This is a genomic window from Variovorax sp. 350MFTsu5.1 (assembly GCF_048302515.1).
Classification (GTDB): Bacteria; Pseudomonadota; Gammaproteobacteria; order Burkholderiales; family Burkholderiaceae_C; genus Variovorax; species Variovorax guangxiensis.
Genome location: NZ_CP157620.1, coordinates 2,685,407 through 2,703,553, shown reverse-complemented (window position 1 = coordinate 2,703,553; position 18,147 = coordinate 2,685,407). Strand labels below are relative to the sequence as shown.

At 63.0% G+C, this 18,147-nt stretch carries 11 protein-coding genes; 3 read left to right on the top strand and 8 right to left on the bottom strand.

Going from position 1 to position 18,147, the window contains the following annotated elements:
- Positions 1-155: 155 nt before the first annotated feature.
- From ABL843_RS12130 to ABL843_RS12095, 8 genes are all read right to left on the bottom strand, one after another.
- Entirely contained in the window at positions 156-2,966 is a 2,811-nt protein-coding gene (locus tag ABL843_RS12130; RefSeq protein ID WP_418120023.1) for an ATP-binding protein, read from the bottom strand.
- Between the two features lie 4 nt (positions 2,967-2,970).
- Entirely contained in the window at positions 2,971-4,734 is a 1,764-nt protein-coding gene (locus tag ABL843_RS12125; RefSeq protein WP_418120022.1) for a hypothetical protein, read from the bottom strand.
- Between the two features lie 49 nt (positions 4,735-4,783).
- Complete coding sequence (locus ABL843_RS12120) at positions 4,784-6,250, bottom strand: hypothetical protein (protein ID WP_418120021.1); 1,467 nt, start codon at positions 6,248-6,250, stop codon at positions 4,784-4,786.
- A 10-nt stretch (positions 6,251-6,260) separates the two neighbouring features.
- A complete protein-coding gene (locus ABL843_RS12115) occupies positions 6,261-9,161 on the bottom strand; it encodes a DUF1156 domain-containing protein (protein ID WP_418120020.1) in 2,901 nt (966 codons plus the stop codon).
- The gene (locus ABL843_RS12110; RefSeq protein WP_418120019.1) at positions 9,158-9,883 is read right to left on the bottom strand and encodes a retron system putative HNH endonuclease; all 726 of its coding nucleotides are present in this window, start codon (positions 9,881-9,883) and stop codon (positions 9,158-9,160) included. The genes ABL843_RS12115 and ABL843_RS12110 overlap by 4 nt, the downstream gene beginning before the upstream one ends.
- Entirely contained in the window at positions 9,880-11,244 is a 1,365-nt protein-coding gene (locus tag ABL843_RS12105; RefSeq protein ID WP_418120018.1) for an AAA family ATPase, read from the bottom strand. The genes ABL843_RS12110 and ABL843_RS12105 overlap by 4 nt, the downstream gene beginning before the upstream one ends.
- Positions 11,245-11,359: 115 nt before the next feature.
- Entirely contained in the window at positions 11,360-14,884 is a 3,525-nt protein-coding gene (locus ABL843_RS12100; RefSeq protein WP_418120017.1) for a helicase-related protein, read from the bottom strand.
- 31 nt (positions 14,885-14,915) lie between these two features.
- Positions 14,916-15,794, bottom strand: a complete 879-nt coding sequence (locus ABL843_RS12095) for a WYL domain-containing protein (protein ID WP_418120460.1) — start codon at positions 15,792-15,794, stop codon at positions 14,916-14,918.
- Positions 15,795-16,102: 308 nt separating this feature from the next.
- Between ABL843_RS12095 and ABL843_RS12090 the strand changes: the two genes are divergently transcribed.
- The 3 genes from ABL843_RS12090 to ABL843_RS12080 all read left to right on the top strand — a co-directional run bounded on the left by ABL843_RS12090 (position 16,103) and on the right by ABL843_RS12080 (position 17,996).
- Positions 16,103-16,519 (top strand): hypothetical protein, encoded by a 417-nt coding sequence (locus ABL843_RS12090; RefSeq protein ID WP_418120016.1) that lies wholly within the window; start codon positions 16,103-16,105, stop codon positions 16,517-16,519.
- Between the two features lie 55 nt (positions 16,520-16,574).
- Positions 16,575-16,922, top strand: coding sequence for a DUF2958 domain-containing protein (locus tag ABL843_RS12085; RefSeq protein WP_418120015.1), 348 nt, complete (start codon positions 16,575-16,577; stop codon positions 16,920-16,922).
- Positions 16,923-17,030: 108 nt separating this feature from the next.
- Positions 17,031-17,996: a DUF932 domain-containing protein gene (locus ABL843_RS12080; protein WP_418120014.1), complete on the top strand. Its 966-nt coding sequence runs from the start codon at positions 17,031-17,033 to the stop codon at positions 17,994-17,996.
- The last annotated feature ends 151 nt before the right edge of the window (positions 17,997-18,147 follow it).

Genomic DNA, 18,147 nt, shown 5'->3' with positions numbered 1-18,147 from the left:
GGCAGCCGAAACGCCTGAGTCGCGTGAAGCTGTGCAAGGTCGATAACTGTCGATCGATGATCAGCAGCAGGGTTGGGCAGGAGCCGAAGGCCCGGAACTCCGTCTCCTCATAGGCCTGAAGAGTGGCAGCATCGATCTCGGACGATGTACTCCGCTCATTCCTCGAACTCTGCCGACGAGAACTTCAACACCGAAGCGTTCTCCTTGGCTGCGCGCTGCGTCGCGTCGTCGAATACGCCGCTGCCCGCATCGGCCTCGATCTCCACGCGCAGGCTGACACGCACGCCGGGCTTGGTTGTGAACAACATCACCAGTTCGTCGTACAGGTCATTGAAGGACTTCTTGCCCAGCACTGGATCCAGCGTAGTCGACGCATAGAAGCGGCGCTTCGACGACGATGGCCCGGGCTGCGGCGCATCGGACCCTGGGGTACTTGTGGGCGCCGACGTCGGCGGCCCATCCAATCCGCCACCAACAGACGGCGCCGGTGCGCCGGGGCCTCGCTCCCGAACCGAATTCGCGAACGAAGCCGACGCCACTGGATCAATCAACAGCAAGGAGCCGTCCAGCACTGGCGTCGTTCTGGCTCCGAATACGAAGCCAACGAATCCGTCGTCGTCCTTGCCTTGCGCAAGGCCGAAGAAGTCGCGACTCTCGGCACCGGCTGCTACGGTGTTCTGAAAGACGCGATCATCCCGCAGCCGCGGCAAGTACAGCTGGTGGCAGGTCTGCTGCCACACCGCCAGCGCCCCTACGTCCGACTGCTCAGGCTTCCAGAACCAGCTCCGCAGCACGCCGGCCAAGTGGATGGGCGCCCAGGCATTGATCACCAGTTCGTTCTCTTTCAGCACGCGATCCAGTTCGTCGCCGAAGTTCTGAGCCCCCGGATTGAGCGCGAAGTGCTCCCAGCGTACTTCTGACACCCCCTTGCCCGGGCGCGCCTCCTGAGCCGGCGCCAACAGCCATTTGTAGGCCTCCCGGATCGTCCGTCGAACGGTATCGACTGCCTCGCCCAAGCTACGTTCAGCCTGGCGCGCCTGCAGTTGGTCGAGGTTTAGCCGCAACTCCCTGACGTCGCTGACGATCGACTGCCACGCAAGCATCGACCGCACTTGGTCCTTGAGTCGTGAGACCGTCTCGAAATCCGCCGCCACGAAGAGCAGGCGGTTTTGCTTGAAACGCGGCTGGTCGCCCCGCCCCTTCAAGATCTCCGTGGCGCGGTCGATGGCCAGGCTCTGGCCGCTGCGGCTGAACGCAGCGTCTGCGGGCAGCACCACCAGTCGAAGCATCCAATCGTCGGGCACGTCGGCGCTGGGTGTGAACACATGCACGGCATCGAATGCCGCAGTCGTGATGCTGCGTTGCAGCCGGTCGCGGATGGCGGGGAAGACGTCCTCTTTGTCCTGGAACCGGCGCTTGCGATCCTCCATCTCACGGCGCAGGTTGGCGCGCACGTCGAACCAGAAACGGTTGTTGCCGCTGTTCAGGTACTGCAGCCTGTCACCAAGGCGGCGCAGCGCATCCTTGAACAGGCTGGGCTGCTGGCCAGGCTGCGCCACGCCCAGCACCACCCTCTCAAGCTCGATGCCTCGCACCACCTGCCCGCCATTGGTAGGCGCACTGCCCAGGAAGATGGCGCGCGCAGCTCGGCGGCAGGCCTGAACGCTGCCCAAGCGCGGATCCCTGCGCTCAATTTCGGTCGTCTCGGCTCGCTCACCATCGATGTCCTTCTCAAGTACCGGGTCCCAGCCTTGCGGCAGGTAGTAGATCGCCTCGTTGCGAACGTCTGCGTCGTACAGCGGTAGGCTGCCGGGCATGATCAGCAGATCGGTGTTGTTAGCGTTCCAGAGCCGGTGGATCACCTTGGCCATCAGCTTGAGCACGCCGCGCGTGCGCTGGAAGTTGTCCAGCGACGACCAGTCCTCGTACAGGCGGTCGAACACTTCCGGATGGATGGGGTAGGCCGACAGCAGCCGGTCGTGATATCGCGCCTCCTGCGTCTCGTGCGGGAAGTCGTGCGCATTGGCCACGTACAAGTTCGTAAACGCCCGACACACGTCTTCGGCCACAAGCTGGTCGCCGATCGAGGTGAAGAGCCGACGCCGCACGATCTCAAAGGCCTCAGATGACGAAACCGGCTTCCACAACGCCTGCACACGGCCGAAGTAGTGCGCCAGCGCGCCAAGCGCCTTCACGCCCCGCTGGCTGCCTGCTTCCTTGTCGGACTCGGGCAACGACGCCAGCAGGATGGCCGTCGGCACTGCCTTCAGCGCTTCCGTGAGCGCCTGGATGAAACTCAGGTTCGAGTCGAAGCTTCCACCGCTGAGGGCCTTGCCTTCCTCGAACTGGCGCACATAGGCCACCAGCTCGTCGATCAGGATCACGCAGGGGGCGTACTTCGACAGCAGCTGTTCCAAAACCGCCTTGCCCGGCGATGTACCCGACTGGTCGGCATCACGCACCAGGTCATAGCCCTCAGCCTTGCCCAGCTGCCAGGCCAGTTCGCCCCACAGTGTCTTCACGGCAACGCCGTCATAGACCGCCGGCTGGTTCGGCGATTGCCGGATGCCATCGAGCACGACCAGACGGGCCGGTTGAAGGTCAACGATCCCCGCACTCTCCAAGATGGCAGGAACACCCTGCAGGCTCGACGCCGGCACCGTGCCCTTGGCCAGGTGATACACCGCCAGCATGGTGTGGGTCTTGCCACCACCAAAGGCCGTCTGCAGCTGAATGACAGGGTCGCCACCCTTGCCGGCGAGACGCTTGACCACCGAGTCCAGCAGCAAGCGCATGCCCTCGGTAATGAAGGTGCGCTGGAAGAACAGAGCCGCGTCCTGGTACTCAGCTGCAGCGGTCTTGTCATGAACGCGCGACAGATCGGCCGCAAACTCGGCCTGCTGGAACGTGCCCTTGAGCACGTCCGAGTGCGGAACGGCGACTTCTCGCCACGGTTTCAATGTCATCTTCTCAACTCCCAGAAGCTTGCGAGCTACCGGCCACATAGCCATGCCGACGTGGGCCACCACCACCAAAAGTCGGCGGCGCCGTCAGCGTCTCCGGCATCGTTTCTGCCGACCCGCCAATTGCGACGGCCAACTGCGGGTACACAGTCAGCAGTTCGTCCGGCATGTCCTTCATCCATTGAGGTTTCGGATCAACCGCCTGGCGCAAGATCCGATGCCCCTTGACGTCGATCGGGCCCTTGCCCAGCGCCTGCATCATTGGCAGTGGCGAGCTGCCGCCCGTCAGCACCACATGCAGGCGCACACCATCCATCGCCAGCCAGCGCAGCCAGGTCTCGTCCACGGCATCCAACGCTTTTTTGAAGCCATCCTCCACTGCCTGCGCAAAACGCACCGCCTTGTCGTCAGCGAGAAACTCATCAAGCGTCACAACCCCGACGGTGCTGTCAGCCAGCACGTATTCCACCCTGCCCGTCTTGAACAGGGTCTCCTTCAGGCTGCGAATCCGGCGCGACAACTCGGCCAGCACCATCCGGCCAGCGTTGTCGCTCTGATCGATGGACTCCCTCTGTGCAATGAAGCCCCGAAGCAGACCGTCCACCCTGTCGCCGGCCCACTTCAAGCCTTGAATCGATGCCGGCACTTGGAACACCCGGAGTTCACCGTCATCAGGCCGATGCGTCGAGATGAACAAACCAAAGTCTGTCGTGCCCGCGCCCACGTCGACGACCATGAACGCATCACGCAGGTTTTCACTGTCTGCGATCGCGCCTGCAGCCACCGCCACAGGTTCGGGAATGCCATCGTCGATCAAATACTCAGGCCGCTTGCCCAGTGCCTTGATCTGCTCCACGGCCGACTTCAGCTCCCCAACAGGGATGCCACCTGCCCACCGGTCACTGAACGTGTCGGCCAGGATTTGTGCCTCCGCAAGCATCGTTCGCATCTGCCGGTCAGCCCACAGGGCCTGCTCCGCATCCCAGCATGGTCGGGCAAACCGACGCTTGGCATACCGAGGCGTCTTGACGCCTTGGTACGCCAGCGACTTCTCGGCCATGTCGGTCAGGTAGGCCAGATAGACGCGGATCAGGTCGCCCTGTGTGAGCCGGAAGTCGGTCGGGTTCATGGGCTTCTGCAGCAGGCAGGCCTCGCCGTCGAGGTTTCCTTCCCGTCGCAGGCTCAGCCAGCCCTTGATCGAGTCCAGCCGCTCGCGGCCTGAATCGACCAGGTCCTGACTCATCTCGATGGCTTCAAAACCAAAGTAAGCCTTGCCATCGTCCCCGATAAAAACCGACGACGGCAGCGTGTAGCCCTGCTTGCCGGCCTCGCTGCCCAGCTCGAGGTCCAGATACCCATCAGGCAACACGGTGGCGAAAGCCTTCGACATCGCAGTCCCGAAATCGAGGCACAGCATCACATCAGCATCGGTGATCTCATCGCGCTCGACGGAGCCCAACGAGAGCGCGACCTCCGGCAGCGCCGGCTTCTTCGGTGTCGAAGGGGCTTCGGCAACGTGATTTGTCGCCAGCGCAGCATTCGAAACCGGAGCGGCTTCGCTCTCGTTGGCCACCATTCCCGAAGCAGGGATCAGCGCCGGAGGCTGCGGCCCGTTCGTCAACGCGGCTTCGACTTCGTTGCCCCCGTCCAGGGACGCCAGCGCGATCTGCAGCGCCCTGCGCTCCAGCGATGAAACGGTGCCGATGGTCTGGTCACGCTCAATGCGTTCCATCAGGCTGGCAATCAATATGGCGGCAGTTTTCTTGTCCAAAGCGTCCTCCTCGACGATCGATCAGCAATCGGATCCGGCCCAGTGCCCCTCACTCCACGAGCCCCTTGGTCACCACGTCACCGATACCGCCGTCCGCGCGCTTGCGCACGATGGCTGGCTGTTTGACCAGCATGCGTTGCCTCGGTGCACCGCCGACGATAGTGAAAAACTTGGTCGACATTTCAATTTCCTCGCCCGGCGTGCCGTAGAGCTCCAGCCCCCGCAGGCCTGCGGCCTGCTCCACCTGCACGGCCAGGGCTTGCACGCCGTCGAGCAGTTCCTGCGCTGCTGGGGCCAGGCCAGGGTCGTAGATTTCGAGATTGGAGATCAACGGCTCGCGCAGGGTGTCGCGCAGCAGGCGGGCCTTGCGTGCGGCCTGTAGCGCAAGGCCGATGCTCTCGTCGGCGCTGCTGGCGGCCGCCTCAATGGCAGATTCGCTGGCGCGCCGCACGGTGCGCACCCGCCCATGTTCCAACCAGTCGCGCACATCTTCGTTCAGCTCAGGGTGCCGGGCGGCCAGTTCGCGGGCTACGGCACGAGCACGGTCCGAGTGATTGCAGAGCACGTCCAGCTGGGCCAGCAACGCTTGGTCACGCTGCCCCTGGCGGCCGAGCAGCAGCAAGGCCTCAGTGACGTCGGTGATCAGCCGCTCCAAAGGCTTCTTCAGCTCATCGGGCCATGACCGCCCACCACTCAGCCTGCGGCAGTAGTCCACCACGCGGTACATGGTCGGGTCGGCCACGACCGAGATGCGCGTGCGCACGATGTCGTGCACCAGCAGCAGCACCTGCCTGCACAGGTCGACCTGGGCCTTGTCTTCCTGCGGTTTGCCGACGACAGCCAACGGCGCGCTCACGCACTCATGCAAAGCCAAGCCAAGGTCGTCGCCGGCCTCAATTTCGCTGTCGAGCAGCGCTTCACGCAGCACTTCCAGTGCCCGCGCCAGCCGCCGTGCCATCGTGTCGCCAGGCGCCTGCGTGTCCGGGCGAAAGGCCTCGAACGCAATGGCTAGGCGCTGAAGGGCCTTCGCCAGGGAGTCAGACCTTTCCAGCAGGGCCGTCACCATTGCGGCACGCGCCTTGTCGGCCGTCGGCTCTTCGACGATGGACCGCGCCAGATAGTCCGGCAGCCAGGGATCCGACATCTGGGCACAGGCACGCGCCAGATTCAACTTATCGTCCCCATTGGTCAACAACTGCATGTCGGGCAGCGGCTCGGCAAACACCGGCCGTAGCTGATCCAGCATCTCCGGGGCCCACCGTTTGACGATCTGCGTCAGACGGATGCACTCGGCAATCGCCAGCAGCCGATACCCGGGCTCCCCGGCTGACCTGGCTTGGTCCACCAGGTGGCGGCGGCCCGCCTCGATGGCGGGATCATCGGCCTGCTTGGGCAGCACCTTGGCCGCGCTCAGTGTGGACAGCGCCTCGCGGCGGTCCTCCGGCGAGGTGGCCGCATCCGCGAACTTGGCCAGTGCGACAGCAGCTTCTGGGCTGTTGGGAGTGGTGGTCGCCATGCGCACTCCTTCAAAGTTCGAACGAGGTCTGCGTGCCCACCGGCCCAGCGTCCTGGGCTGCGGATTCGACGCCCGCCCACGCGCCGATCAGCTCGTTGTAGGCGCGGGCATCCTCGGCCTGGCCCAGGCGCTCGCACAGGGTGTAGAGGCGGTAAGCCAAAGCACGGATGGGCTCTGCCCGTGCGGGCATGCGCGCCAGCAACGCGCCGGCGGCCGACTCGCCGCCCTTGCTAAGCGCGCCGATCAGCTGGTGCAGCGCTTCCCAGATGGGCGTGCGAGTGTCGGATTCTGGCGACCAGTCCGCCGGCATCTCGGCCCAGCGCAGCAGGCGCAGTTCGCCTCCCGAGCTTTCAACGACGCCGGAGCCTCGCAGACCGTCTACGCTGGTTCCCTTGGCGCGCGCGAGGACATCGGCCTCACCAAACTTGCCGGCCGCCCAGCCCCGATGCTCGAACCAAGCCAAACAGAACTGGGTGTCGTGGTCGAAGTCATCTTCGGCCAGGAAGCGATTAATCAACTGGAGAGCTGTCTTCACGCTCATCCTGCTGCCGTCAGCCTCCAATACCGCACCGTACTGGCTGAATATCGCCATGCCCGGACCGAGAATGGCCTGGCTCAGATCCACCGCGGCTACCGGCGAGTTGATGCCACCGCGGGTCATTTCATCCAATGCGTCAGGGAGCGCCTCATTCAGCTCTCTTATGAAAGCACGCCTACCAATGGTTGGAGCGTTTTCGGCTCGTTGACGGCAAACCAAAACGATGCTGGAGGCCAAAGCGTTGTTGCCAACGCCAACTTGGCGGTTGTCGCCCTCTGTCCGCATAGGCCAGGTGCCCGTTATTACAAAGCCAGCATCCAGGACCGCCTGAAGAAACGTCTCCCAACCCGAACTTGAGGTGCCTTGATCGTCTGAAGTCTCGCTCTGCTTGAAAGCGTAGTAGATCGTGACCGGTACGGCCGGATGCGCACGCAATGCGAGCGAATGCAGAGCCACTCGCATTCCCCCAAGGAAGAACTGCTCGGCGCCATCACGACCGCCGTGCCGATAGGTAGAGGCGACGAGCTCCTCCTTCTTGGGGACCGCGACTGTGGAGAATATCGATGGAAAAACGGGACGAAGTGTTCTGCGCAGCCAGACGTATAAGAAGTCGGAAAGATCGGCGTAGCCGATGTTGTCAAAGTAAGGTGGGTCGGTGCTGACGACGCAGGAGCTGGTCGGCAAGGGGAATTCGCCACCAGCCGCAGAAGCCTGAAATGCTTGTCCCTTCGCAGAGTTGTTCAGCGCGACGTCCAATACCTTCGAAACGACATGAGCACACTCTGTGAATCCAGAGCTCGAACTCGCAAACGGCGAACCTTCGGCGAAATCCCAGGACATCTGGATTGCCTGTTTGGGCATACCCGAACGCATTGCGTTGTCTTTGGGTCGCCAAGTTGCAAGCGAGCAACCGTAGTCAGCTAGTCGCGATATCGCGAAAGCCAGATAAACCCCAACGGCTTCCGCATAGGCGACAGCTCCGTTTCCACCCGCCTCAAGCCCTTGTCCGTCATCAGCCATGCCAGCAGAAATCGCGTCCTGACTGCACCGGGCGATGGCAGCCGGCACCAATTCTGAGAGTGTGGTCAAAGAAACCAGTTGACGCTTGGTGAATAGATCACCCCACTCTTTTAGTCCGTATGGCACGCAAGTACCACCTGTCAACCGCGCGGGTACATCGCCGGTGGGACGCCAGGTGGGCTCTGCAGCCATCGCGATAGCTTCTTGCTGGGTGGTGGGCGCCAGGTACAACCGTCCCCGCGCACCTTCTGCGACCACGGCCATTAGCCGGGCGCCCATGCGGCCGGCCTGCCCCTCAGCCTTGATGTAATCCCCGCTGATGGGTGCATCAGAAAGCAAGCACCGAAAGCTCGATCCGCGCCCTGAGGCTTTGGTGCCGGCTGAAGCAGCATCGTCCGGCGAGCCAACGCGCACGGTGAAGGAGTAAGTGCCGCCGCCATGGACAACTGGCTGCACATAAGCCTGCTTGCCTTCCTTGCTAGACAAAACGAAGGTAGTCGCCAACGGCACGTCCACTTCTGAAAACGCTGGATTCGGACTCTTGACCGTGCGCGCCCACAGCCACGCGATGACTGTCAGCGATTCACCTAGATAGGGTTTCAGATCAGGCCGCTCTGCGACCATGTCCGCTGTCACTTCAATCTTGGGATATAGATGGCCGATGCGCTTCTCAGCCTCTGCACGCATCCAAGCACCGTAGCGGCGGACATCTTCTGCCAAGCCTCGCGCACCCGACCAGTTCTCGTCGAACTTCCGCTGCCTGTCATCTGACAGGCGTGGACCGACGGGAGTTCGCCCTGCGAAGCGGGGTGGGATCTCAATCATCCCCTTGTTGATCGTCACAGCCACTGGATTCAGATCACTGGCCCAACTCTGCAAACCAAGACGCTGTGCTTCAAGCGGTAGAGCACCACTCCCTGCAAATGGATCATGAAATGCGGGAGGCTTGTCTGGGTCGAAAAGTTCAGCAGCCTGGGGGTGACCTTTGTTCAGTCGGCAAGACTCAACCCAGCTCTCGCGGATTGCCTCTCGTGCACGAGCCAGCACGGATTCGTTGTTTGTGTTTTCCCATTTCACAAGATCTTCGATGATGGAGAACAGCTCTTCGCGCTTGGCCTGTGCCTGAGCCTTCGTCATACCAGAGAAATAACCGCGCTCTCCACCTGGGTCGTTCACCATCTGTGCAAATATGACCGCCCGCGCCGCGGCAACTGGTCGTTGTGCCCACCACTTGTGCAAAGTCGTGGGGTATCCGCCGGGCGCTTTTCGCTTGCGTAGCGATGCTTCTGCATTGATGGCGTCGAGCGGCAACGCCACCTCGATGAGTTTTTTTGGAGACTTGATGGCGGTCATATGAGGGCAGGGGCGTGTTGCTGCAGCGCTGCTTCAGCAACCGGGCCGAAGAACTGACGGGTCAGCGAGAAGAACCGGCTGAGCTTGCTGTTTACGGGAACAAGGTCCACCGCCGCCAAGTCAGCGAGGCTCCAGTTCTTCAGAAGATGCTCCTCGTACAGCACGTCCAGTTCATCCCACCATTGGCGACGGCGCGTCAGCAGGAACGGGCTGTTCAGGTTGAGGATGTCGATGGTGTATTGCGCCTGGTCCTGCTCGCCAGGGTTCAAGCCCGCAGCGGGAACGATGCGCCCATCGGACAAAAAGGCGAAGAACCGACGGCAATCAGGCCGATGGCATGAGACGAAGCGCAGCATGTCGCAGGCAGCCTGCTTGCCAGGCGCGTGACCGCCGAACACTACATCGCCCTGCGCCTTGAAGACCTGCAAGTCCTGGGCACTGTCGAGCGCGCTAGCCGCCAGGTTGGCGTAGTCAAAGGTGCGCGGCGGGTTCTGACTCTTGTTTTCGACATGCTCGATGTGATAACCCAGACCCTCTTCATCAGCACGCAGCTCGCTGTAGCAGCAAAGCTGAAATTGTTCGTCGAGCAGGTTCTGCATGACAGCCTGCTTGTGCGCGAACGAGCCCCAGCGGCTGGTGGCCTGCTGATGCGTTTGGGGCGGGTTTGCATGGGCTTGCCCCAGGTGGTATCCGCCGCCGCCCTGCTTCTGGATGCTCCTCATTGCTTCAGCGCCTCTTGACGCTGGATGCTGCGTTGCAAGCGCTGCAACTGCGGATGCTGTGCACCCAAGGTGTTGGTCAAGCGCTGCATGAGGCCACGGGCGTCCGCATCCTGGTAACGCCCCTGGTCCACCCACTCGGTGAGGCGCTGCAGGTCGGCTTTCTCCGCCACAGGCGGCTGAGGATCGACCAGCATCACGCTGTGAAGCACGTCACCACTCGGCTCGCCATAGGTCATGGCCAGCGGCGGCGCCGCGACCACCTTCCCGCTGCTGTCCTGCCCGATCACACGGATGTTCTCGCGCTTCACCGTGCTGAGCACCTGCGGGCTGTGCGTGGTCACGATGAACTGAGTGTTGCGAAAGGTCTGCATCAGGTCCGTTAGCACGCGCTGCTGCCAAGAGGGGTGCAGGTGCAGGTCCACCTCGTCGATCAGCGCGATGGCTGGCAGATCGAGCGGACTGATGATTTGCATGCCGTCGGAGTGCATGCGGCTGTTGGCCTGGGCCATGCGCCTTGCGAGGTCCATGGTCAGGCCCAGCACCACGCGATAGCCGTCGCTGAGTTGGCTGATGCGCAGGGTCCGGGTGCTGCCGTCCGGCATCAGCCGGTCGATCACGAAGCGCAGCGGGCCAATCTCGGTGCGCGGCTTGCTGAAGCCAACCGGCAGCAGGCGCACGATAGCAGTGCGCACGGCGCTCAGTTCGGCATGCTGGTAGTCGAAGTCGCGCCGTGTCTCGCGCTCGCGGCGTTCGGCATCCTCCATCGCGTTGAACCACTCGAACGCGGCGCGGAAGCGCGAATTCGGCTCCAGCGCGCCGGTCAGTGCATCGAAGCGCGAGAAACTTTTCTTGAAGCCACGACGGCGCTGTACCTCTTCGCGAATGGCCCGGTTGGTGCCATAGTAGGCAATGACGGGAAGGAAATAGGATTGCTTGTCGCTATCGGCCTGAACGAGGCCGAGCGTGAAGTCGTCCAGTTCCTTCACGCCGCGGCTGAGCAAGGCCTCATGCTCATCGGACAGCACGTCTTTGATGGCAGCAGCACTCACTGCGCCGTCGCGCTTGCGACTGCTGGCCCAGACGACGGGCGCATCCTCACGCGTGCGGGCTTCCCAGCCCAGCATCATGAACGGCTCGCGGCGCTCGCCGTCTACAACCCGCAGATCGGTATCTTTGGTGGTGAGGCCGGTGATGCCGGGCAGCTTGGTGAGATAGCGGCCAAAGCCGATCGCGATGGCATCGAGAACCGCCGTCTTGCCGGCGCCGTTCTCGGCAATGATCACCGTGAGCCGCTTGCCGAAATCGATAGTCAGGTCGTCGAAGCATCGGAAGTTGCGGAGGTGCAGGCGTTCGAGTTTCATTTTCTGGCTCCGGGTAACATGGCGAACAAGCCCACCGGAGATCGCATCTCCGGTTCGACGCCTCCCTCGTGGAGGCGTTTCTCTTTGAGGGCGCCGTTTCTGTTGTTTGTGAACTTCACAGCGACCCCTCCGCCGACACCGCGCGCTTCAGCAGCTGCTGCAGATCGAGATTGACGCTGGTAACGGCCCAGTCCGGCTCTTGGGTGAAGGGGCACCGGATGTAGTGCGGCCCGTCGACGCTGTCGCCGTCCACGCTCACCACAGCCAGCAGGAACTTGTCCTGCTGGTTCAGCCCGTACAGGATCTCATTGCGTGTCACTGTGACCGAGCTAGCGCCTTTCACGCGTCCCTTGACTTCAACATGACGTGGCGGCAGCAGCCGGCCATCGACAGCCTGGCGCAGCGCGGTGATGTCCCAGCCGCACTTTTGCGCAGACACGTCGACGACCTCATGCCCAAGCGCTCGCTCGGCGGCCATGACGGCTTCCATGGCCATGCGCTCCACACGGGCACGCGCGGCTGCGTCGGCCGACCAGCCGGATTCGCCGCGACGCTGGGCCAGCAGCCCTGCCGGAATGACCAGTGCGCCGCCTAGCACCACGGGCGTGGACGAAATGACATGCCGCATGGTCTGTAGTTCGGCCGTGCGCGACTGCAAGCGGGCAGTGAGATCGTCGAGTGTGCGCAGCGCATTGTCGTAGTTCAACCGCGGCTGCTTGCCTGCCGCGACATCGTCCTTGAGCTTGATGGCCCGGTCTTGCCAGAAGTTGATCTCCTTGACCAGGCGCTCGTGAACAGCGGCGAGGGTCTTATCGGCGGCCGTCTCGCGACGCCTCTTGATCTCGTCGAAGTGCTCCGGCGCCAGGTGAGAACTGGCGTGCGCAAGCGCCTGCGCCTCTAGGTCACGGGCGATCCAGGGTGCGGCCATGACATCGCTCACCAGGGACAGATCGTCTGCACCCAGCTGCGTCAGGTCGAGGTGGGGGGCCCACCCAGCATGGCGTGCCTGGCCCAGCGGGTCGATCTCGACGAATTGAAGCCGGCGGGAAACCACCCGCCCCGCGTCAGCGCCCTCACGCACGCTGTGGTCCAGGATGAACATCACCCGCGGCGTGACGCCCATGTCGGCTGGCGCCACAAGCACGGCGCCCTGCTTGAGTTTGTTGCGGTGCTGCTCCAGCACCATGTCCGTCACGGCCTGCATCAGCGGGTGACCCGGGTGGATCAGGCTTGCCATGGGCGAGCTGGCGCGCTCCGCAACGCGCAGGTGCTGCTTCTCAAAGCAGATGCGCTCGTAGCGGCGCAGCACGGGGTCCACGTTGCGGCGGTCGCGGCCGGACAGCAGGCGATCACGCTCGCGAATGCTGGCCGGGACGTGGCTGATCTCCCAGCGGCCGGTCTCGCGCTGACGCAGCTCACCACCGATCTGTTGAAACGCCTGGGTGAAGAACGCGCGCACGAAGTAGGGCTGCAGGCGACGGGCTTCGGCCTTTTCCATCTCTTCGCGGACGGCAAACAGGCGCTTGGGGTCCATCACCTCCTTGCACAACGCGTTACGCTGGAGGAGGTCTTCGAGGTGCCGGGTGTCGAGCGCGCCTTCGACCTTCTTTCGCAGCCGGGCTTGAACCTGTGGATCGTCGCCGTAGCGGATAGCTTCGATCAACAGGTCACGCAAGCTCATGTCCTCGAAGATCTCGCCGAGCACGTCGAAAACCTTGCCCTTGAGCGTCGCCCGGGCGACCTCCATCTTCTCGAAGAGCTTGTGGAACACGTCACCCTCGCGGGTTTCGTTGGCCACCAGGTTCCAGAGATGGCACACCTCGGTCTGACCGATCCGGTGGATGCGGCCAAAGCGCTGCTCAAGCCGGTTCGGATTCCAGGGCAGATCGTAGTTGACCATCAGGTTGGCGTTCTGCAGATTCACGCCTTCGCCGGCCGCGTCTGTGGCCACCAGCACGCGGGTGGCCAAGTCATTGCGGAACAGCTCCTGCACCTTGCGCCGGTCCTCGCGCTTGACGCCGCCGTGGATGACGACGACAGCCTCCTCGCTACCCAGCAAACCGCGGATCTTGCCGGCCAGGTAGTCCAGCGTATCCTTGTGCTCAGTGAATAGGATGAGCTTGCGTTGACGGCCCGACGCATCGTGCATCTCGGGCGTATTCTGGAGCAGCGAGGACAGTTCTTCCCACTTCTTGTCTAGCCCGGAGTGCACGACTTGGTGTGCCTGGTCCTCCAGCCCCTGCAGGCTGATGATTTCGGCCTCCAGTTCCTGAACGGTCTGCGACGCGGTCGCCTGATCGACCACTTCTTCTTCGAATGTTTCGTAGGCCTCGGCAGACATGGCCTCCGACGCGTCCCAAACGTCATCAGCCGCCATCGCAGGCGTAACCACGTCGGCGAGGACTGGCCCTCGCTGCCGAAGCTTTTCGTCTTCGACGCGTCGCGTCAGCTTCAGCCGCCTGCGGCGCAGCGACTGGTGGATGGCCTGCGGACTGGAAGCCAAGCGCCGCTGCAATGAGGTGAGTGCAAAACCGACCGTACCCTTTCGCGCGCCATCCAGCTTGTCGGCGCGGTTCATCTCCTCGCGAACATAGGTCGTGACGGTGTTGTAGAGTGCGGCTTCCCGCTCCGAAAGCTTGTAGTTGATGGTGTAGGCACGTCGCTCGGGAAAGAGCTGCGTGCCGTCAAACTTGAGAAGCTCCTCCTTTACCATGCGCCTCATCAGATCGGTGACTTCCACCTTGTGGGCTCCGTCACGGAACTTGCCGTAGAAGCGGTCGCTGTCCAGCAGCGACATGAACAACTGGAAGTCTTCCTCCTTGCCGTTGTGCGGCGTGGCCGTCATCAACAGGAAGTGGCGGGTGATGGAACCCAGCAGCTCACCCAGTTGAAAACGCCTAGTCTTGTTGATCTTCTGGCCAAAGTAGTTGGCCGACAACTTGTGGGCTTCGTCGCAGACCACCAGGTCCCATTGCGACAGGCGCAGCTTGTCGAGCAATTCATCGCTGCGCGCCAACTGATCGACACGCGCAATCAGGAGGTCTAGATCGTCAAACGGATTGCCGGATCGCGATTGTTCGATCTGCTCGCGGCTGAAGATGTTGAAGGCCAGGCCGAACTTCTCGTGGAGTTCATCCTGCCACTGCTCGACCAAGCTGCCGGGCGCCACGATCAAGATGCGCTTGGCATCCGCCCGCATCAGAAGCTCGCGAATCAGCAAGCCGGCCATGATCGTCTTACCCGCACCTGGATCGTCTGCCAACACGTAGCGCAAAGGCTGACGCGGCAACATGGATTCATAGACGGCCGTGATCTGGTGCGGCAGCGGTTCGACGTTGGACGTGTGCACCGCCATCATCGGGTCGAACAGGTGAGCCAGGTCGATACGCAACGCTTCAACGCCGAGTTTGAAGCACTCGCCATCCGCATCGAACGCCCAGGGACGGCCTGCGTCAGCCAGACCCAGCGCTGCCTCGTCCTGACGAAAGAGCATGCGCTCATGCAGCGTGCCGTCCGGCGTCTTGTAGTAGACCGTCAGCGCGTTGTCACCAATGGGCTCGGTGATCACGATACGCACCACTTGGCCCGGCTCCAGGCCGGCCACGGCTGCGTTTTTCTTGATGTCTTCGAGCTTCAGCAACGTTCTCTCCCTTTGGCGTTTCGTGCGGCGGTCAGTCCGCGCTGTAGCCCGGCGCGAGAGCCAGGTTCTCGACGCCTGCCAGCATTGGCCGGTTGCGCAGCCACAGGTGAAACTCCGGCCCGCGCAGACGGTGGTCCACGGAACAATCGACGTTCATGCGCCTGAGCAGGTAGCCTGCTACGGCGGCCCTCGTGCGGATGGTCAGCACCCCGCTCAACATGCCGAATTCCGCCTCGATCGTGTCGGGGTGCTGCACGTTGGCGGGATGCGGCACAAACTCGAGATCGACGAGGCGCTGCCATTGCGCGTCCTGGTCCAGGGCTTCGTCGTGGGTGCGTTGCGAACTCGAAGTCTCTACGTCGGCGATGCGCGCGATGACGAAGTCGCGGAACGAGTCGGAACGGCGATCGAAAGCCCGGATATGCCAACGGTGCCCATCGTTGGCAAGGGCCAGGGGCGCGATTTCGCGTGTCGTCAGTCCACTGGTGAGCGACCGATAGGTGATCCCCACGATCCGCGCGTGGTGTATGCCACGAGTCAAAGTGCCCAACACGTCCAGTCGGATCGCTTGCGAAGCCACGGCACTGGCATTCGGCACCGGAGCACGACGTCTGGCCGGCGTGGCATCGCCAACGCCCTCGACGAGCCAAGCGAGCACACGTGGGGCGCTGTGGTCAAAGAGGGGGTGGAAGCGGTCTGTCCGGACGTACGCCCGGGTCGAGCCATCAAGCAGCATGTTTTCGGGAGCAAGTTCGCGGTATGCAGCGAGGTCGCGAGTTGCGGCAGCGGTTTGAATCTCGAACCGGTTCACCAGGTCGCCGCGACGGATCTCCCCGAAAAACTGCAGTCGCAGATCGACATGCGCAAGCCTATCGCGCTGCGCTAGCGACATTGAAGCCAAGCCAGTCATGGTCAAGAAATTCAAAAAGACTCTTCTGGATTTCCATTAGAGATCAAATTGATTTCTAATGCAAATCCTGAAGATTTCCGATGACGTTTATATACAACTGAAGCTACGGCCACGCGCAAAGGAAGCTAGCCGATTCCAGGAATTCTCAGCCACATATGACCGCATTGGACTGACGCTAGAACGTCCTCCTCATCAACAAAGCCCAGCCCGGTCTCACCGCCAGGCTGGGCTTTGTGCCGTCTGGCTTTCGCCAGGCGTGCTTTCCATCCCCTCCAAGGCGCTCGTCCGCGCCCCACCGACATCCCGTCATGGACCACGATTTCCCATCCACCACTTTTGACGATGCAGCTTTTCAGCAGCACGAGACATTCGCAACGCAGCCGAACTTCGGCTGTCCAGCCTGCCAGTCGCAGCGAACCACGCCGCGCACGACCGGTAAAAACGCCGGTGCCGCCATCGGCACTCTCGCCGGCGCTGCCGGTGGCATCTCCGGAGCGCTCTCGAGCGCGATCACCGGCGCCGAGTTCGGCATGGCCGTGGGCGCTGTCGCAGGCACGGTGGCGACGCCATTCGGCGTCATCGCCGGCGCCGTCCTCGGGGCCTTGAGCGGCGGCATCGCCGGCTGTGCCGTCGGTGCAGCGCTCGGCGAAGCCGTCGACGACGCGATCCTGCGCAACCGCCGCTGCCTGGCCTGCGGGCACACCTTCTCGGTCCCGCGCCGCTGATCGTCATTCCTTCGTACCCCCTCCCCCTTCTTTCCCTTTTTCTCTCAGACTTCCCTTGGACCTCATCACCCCCGAACTGCGCATCCAGTTGCTGGCCAACGGTCACGCCGCGCGTGATAACCCACACCTCGATCCTTGGCCTGTGCTCAAGTGGTTCAACCCCTGTGGGGCCGCCACCTGGCTGATCACTGAACTCGACCCCAACGACGAAGACATCGCCTACGGCCTCGCGGACCTGGGCATGGGCTGCCCCGAGACCGGCCACGTGTCGGTTCGGGAGTTGACTTCCATCCGGCTGATGCGCGGCGCCCTGGGCATCGAGCGCGACCTGAACTGGCGCACCGACAAGCCCCTGAGCGCCTATGTGCGCATAGCCCAGGCCGCCGGCCGCATCGTCAGCTGAACTCGTCGATTCCGCCGCAGAACGGCATCTCTCCATCCGAAGCCCGCCCCGTGCGGGCTTTTCTCTTTTTCTCCTTCCTTCATCCCTCACCCCACAAAGGAATCTCCCATGGCACACCTCCTCCAGCAAATGGCCTACGTCGGCCAGACCCCATGGCACGAACTGGGCAACCAGTTGCCGCCCAAGCAGCCCCTTGAAGTCTGGGCCCGCCAAGCCGGCATGGACTGGCGCATCTGCGAGACGCCCGTGCGCTACATGGCCGAGCAAGCCGGCGCATTAGGCTCCATCCGCACCTTCGAGGACCAGAAGGTGCTCTACCGCAGCGACACCAAGGCACCGCTGTCAGTCGTCGGCAGCCGCTACCAGATCGTGCAGCCCCGGGACGTGCTGGAGTTCTACCGGGACCTCACCGAGGTCTCCGGCTTCGAACTGGAGACCGCCGGCGTCCTCAAGGCTGGCCGGAAGTTCTGGGCGCTCGCGCGCACCGGCAAGGAAACAGCACTCAAGGGCAATGACACCGTCAAGGGCTACATCCTGCTGGCAACCTCCTGCGACGGCACCCTGGCCACCACTGCCACGCCGACGACCGTGAGGGTCGTGTGCAACAACACGCTGTCGATCGCACTCAACGGCGCGAGCAGCGCCGTGCGAGTACCGCACAGCACCACCTTCGATGCACAGGCGGTCAAGAGGCAGCTCGGCATCGCCGTCTCCGGCTGGGACACCTTCATGTACCGGATGAAGACGCTGGCGGAGCGCAAGGTCAAGACCCACGAGGCCTTGAATTTCTTCTTGCGCGTCATGTGCCAGACCGACGAGCATGCAGCCAGTCAGGCCCTGACCAACGAGCGGGCGCTGAAGAAGGTGCAGGAACTCTACGAAGGCCGGGGCCGCGGTGCGGAACTCGGCGCCGCCAAGGGCACGGCCTGGGGGCTGCTGTGCGCGGTGACCGAGTTCGTCGATCACGAGCGCCGTGCGCGCAATCAGGAATACCGCCTCGACAGCGCCTGGTTCGGTCAAGGGGCCGGGCTCAAGCAGCGGGCGTTGGACGCGGCGCTGCTGCTGGCTTCGTGAAGCCACTCCGACACCGACCTTCACCCCGTCGTTCCCACCCTCATCCTCTCACCCCGACGGCACAAAGCCCCGGCTCCCCTCAAGGGACCGGGGCTTTGTGCTTCTGGGGTGCCCCAGGAGCCTCACTGACCAATAACAAAGAAAGGACACC

Bases quoted from the DNA above. Each gene is read 5' to 3' on its own strand.
- ABL843_RS12095 (WP_418120460.1), bottom strand. From the start codon at position 15,794: ATGACTGGCTTGGCTTCAATGTCGCTAGCGCAGCGCGATAGGCTTGCG.
- ABL843_RS12080 (WP_418120014.1), top strand. From the start codon at position 17,031: ATGGCACACCTCCTCCAGCAAATGGCCTACGTCGGCCAGACCCCATGG.
- ABL843_RS12120 (WP_418120021.1), bottom strand. From the start codon at position 6,250: ATGGCGACCACCACTCCCAACAGCCCAGAAGCTGCTGTCGCACTGGCC.
- ABL843_RS12090 (WP_418120016.1), top strand. From the start codon at position 16,103: ATGGACCACGATTTCCCATCCACCACTTTTGACGATGCAGCTTTTCAG.
- ABL843_RS12105 (WP_418120018.1), bottom strand. From the start codon at position 11,244: ATGAAACTCGAACGCCTGCACCTCCGCAACTTCCGATGCTTCGACGAC.
- ABL843_RS12130 (WP_418120023.1), bottom strand. From the start codon at position 2,966: ATGACATTGAAACCGTGGCGAGAAGTCGCCGTTCCGCACTCGGACGTG.
- ABL843_RS12110 (WP_418120019.1), bottom strand. From the start codon at position 9,883: ATGAGGAGCATCCAGAAGCAGGGCGGCGGCGGATACCACCTGGGGCAA.
- ABL843_RS12115 (WP_418120020.1), bottom strand. From the start codon at position 9,161: ATGACCGCCATCAAGTCTCCAAAAAAACTCATCGAGGTGGCGTTGCCG.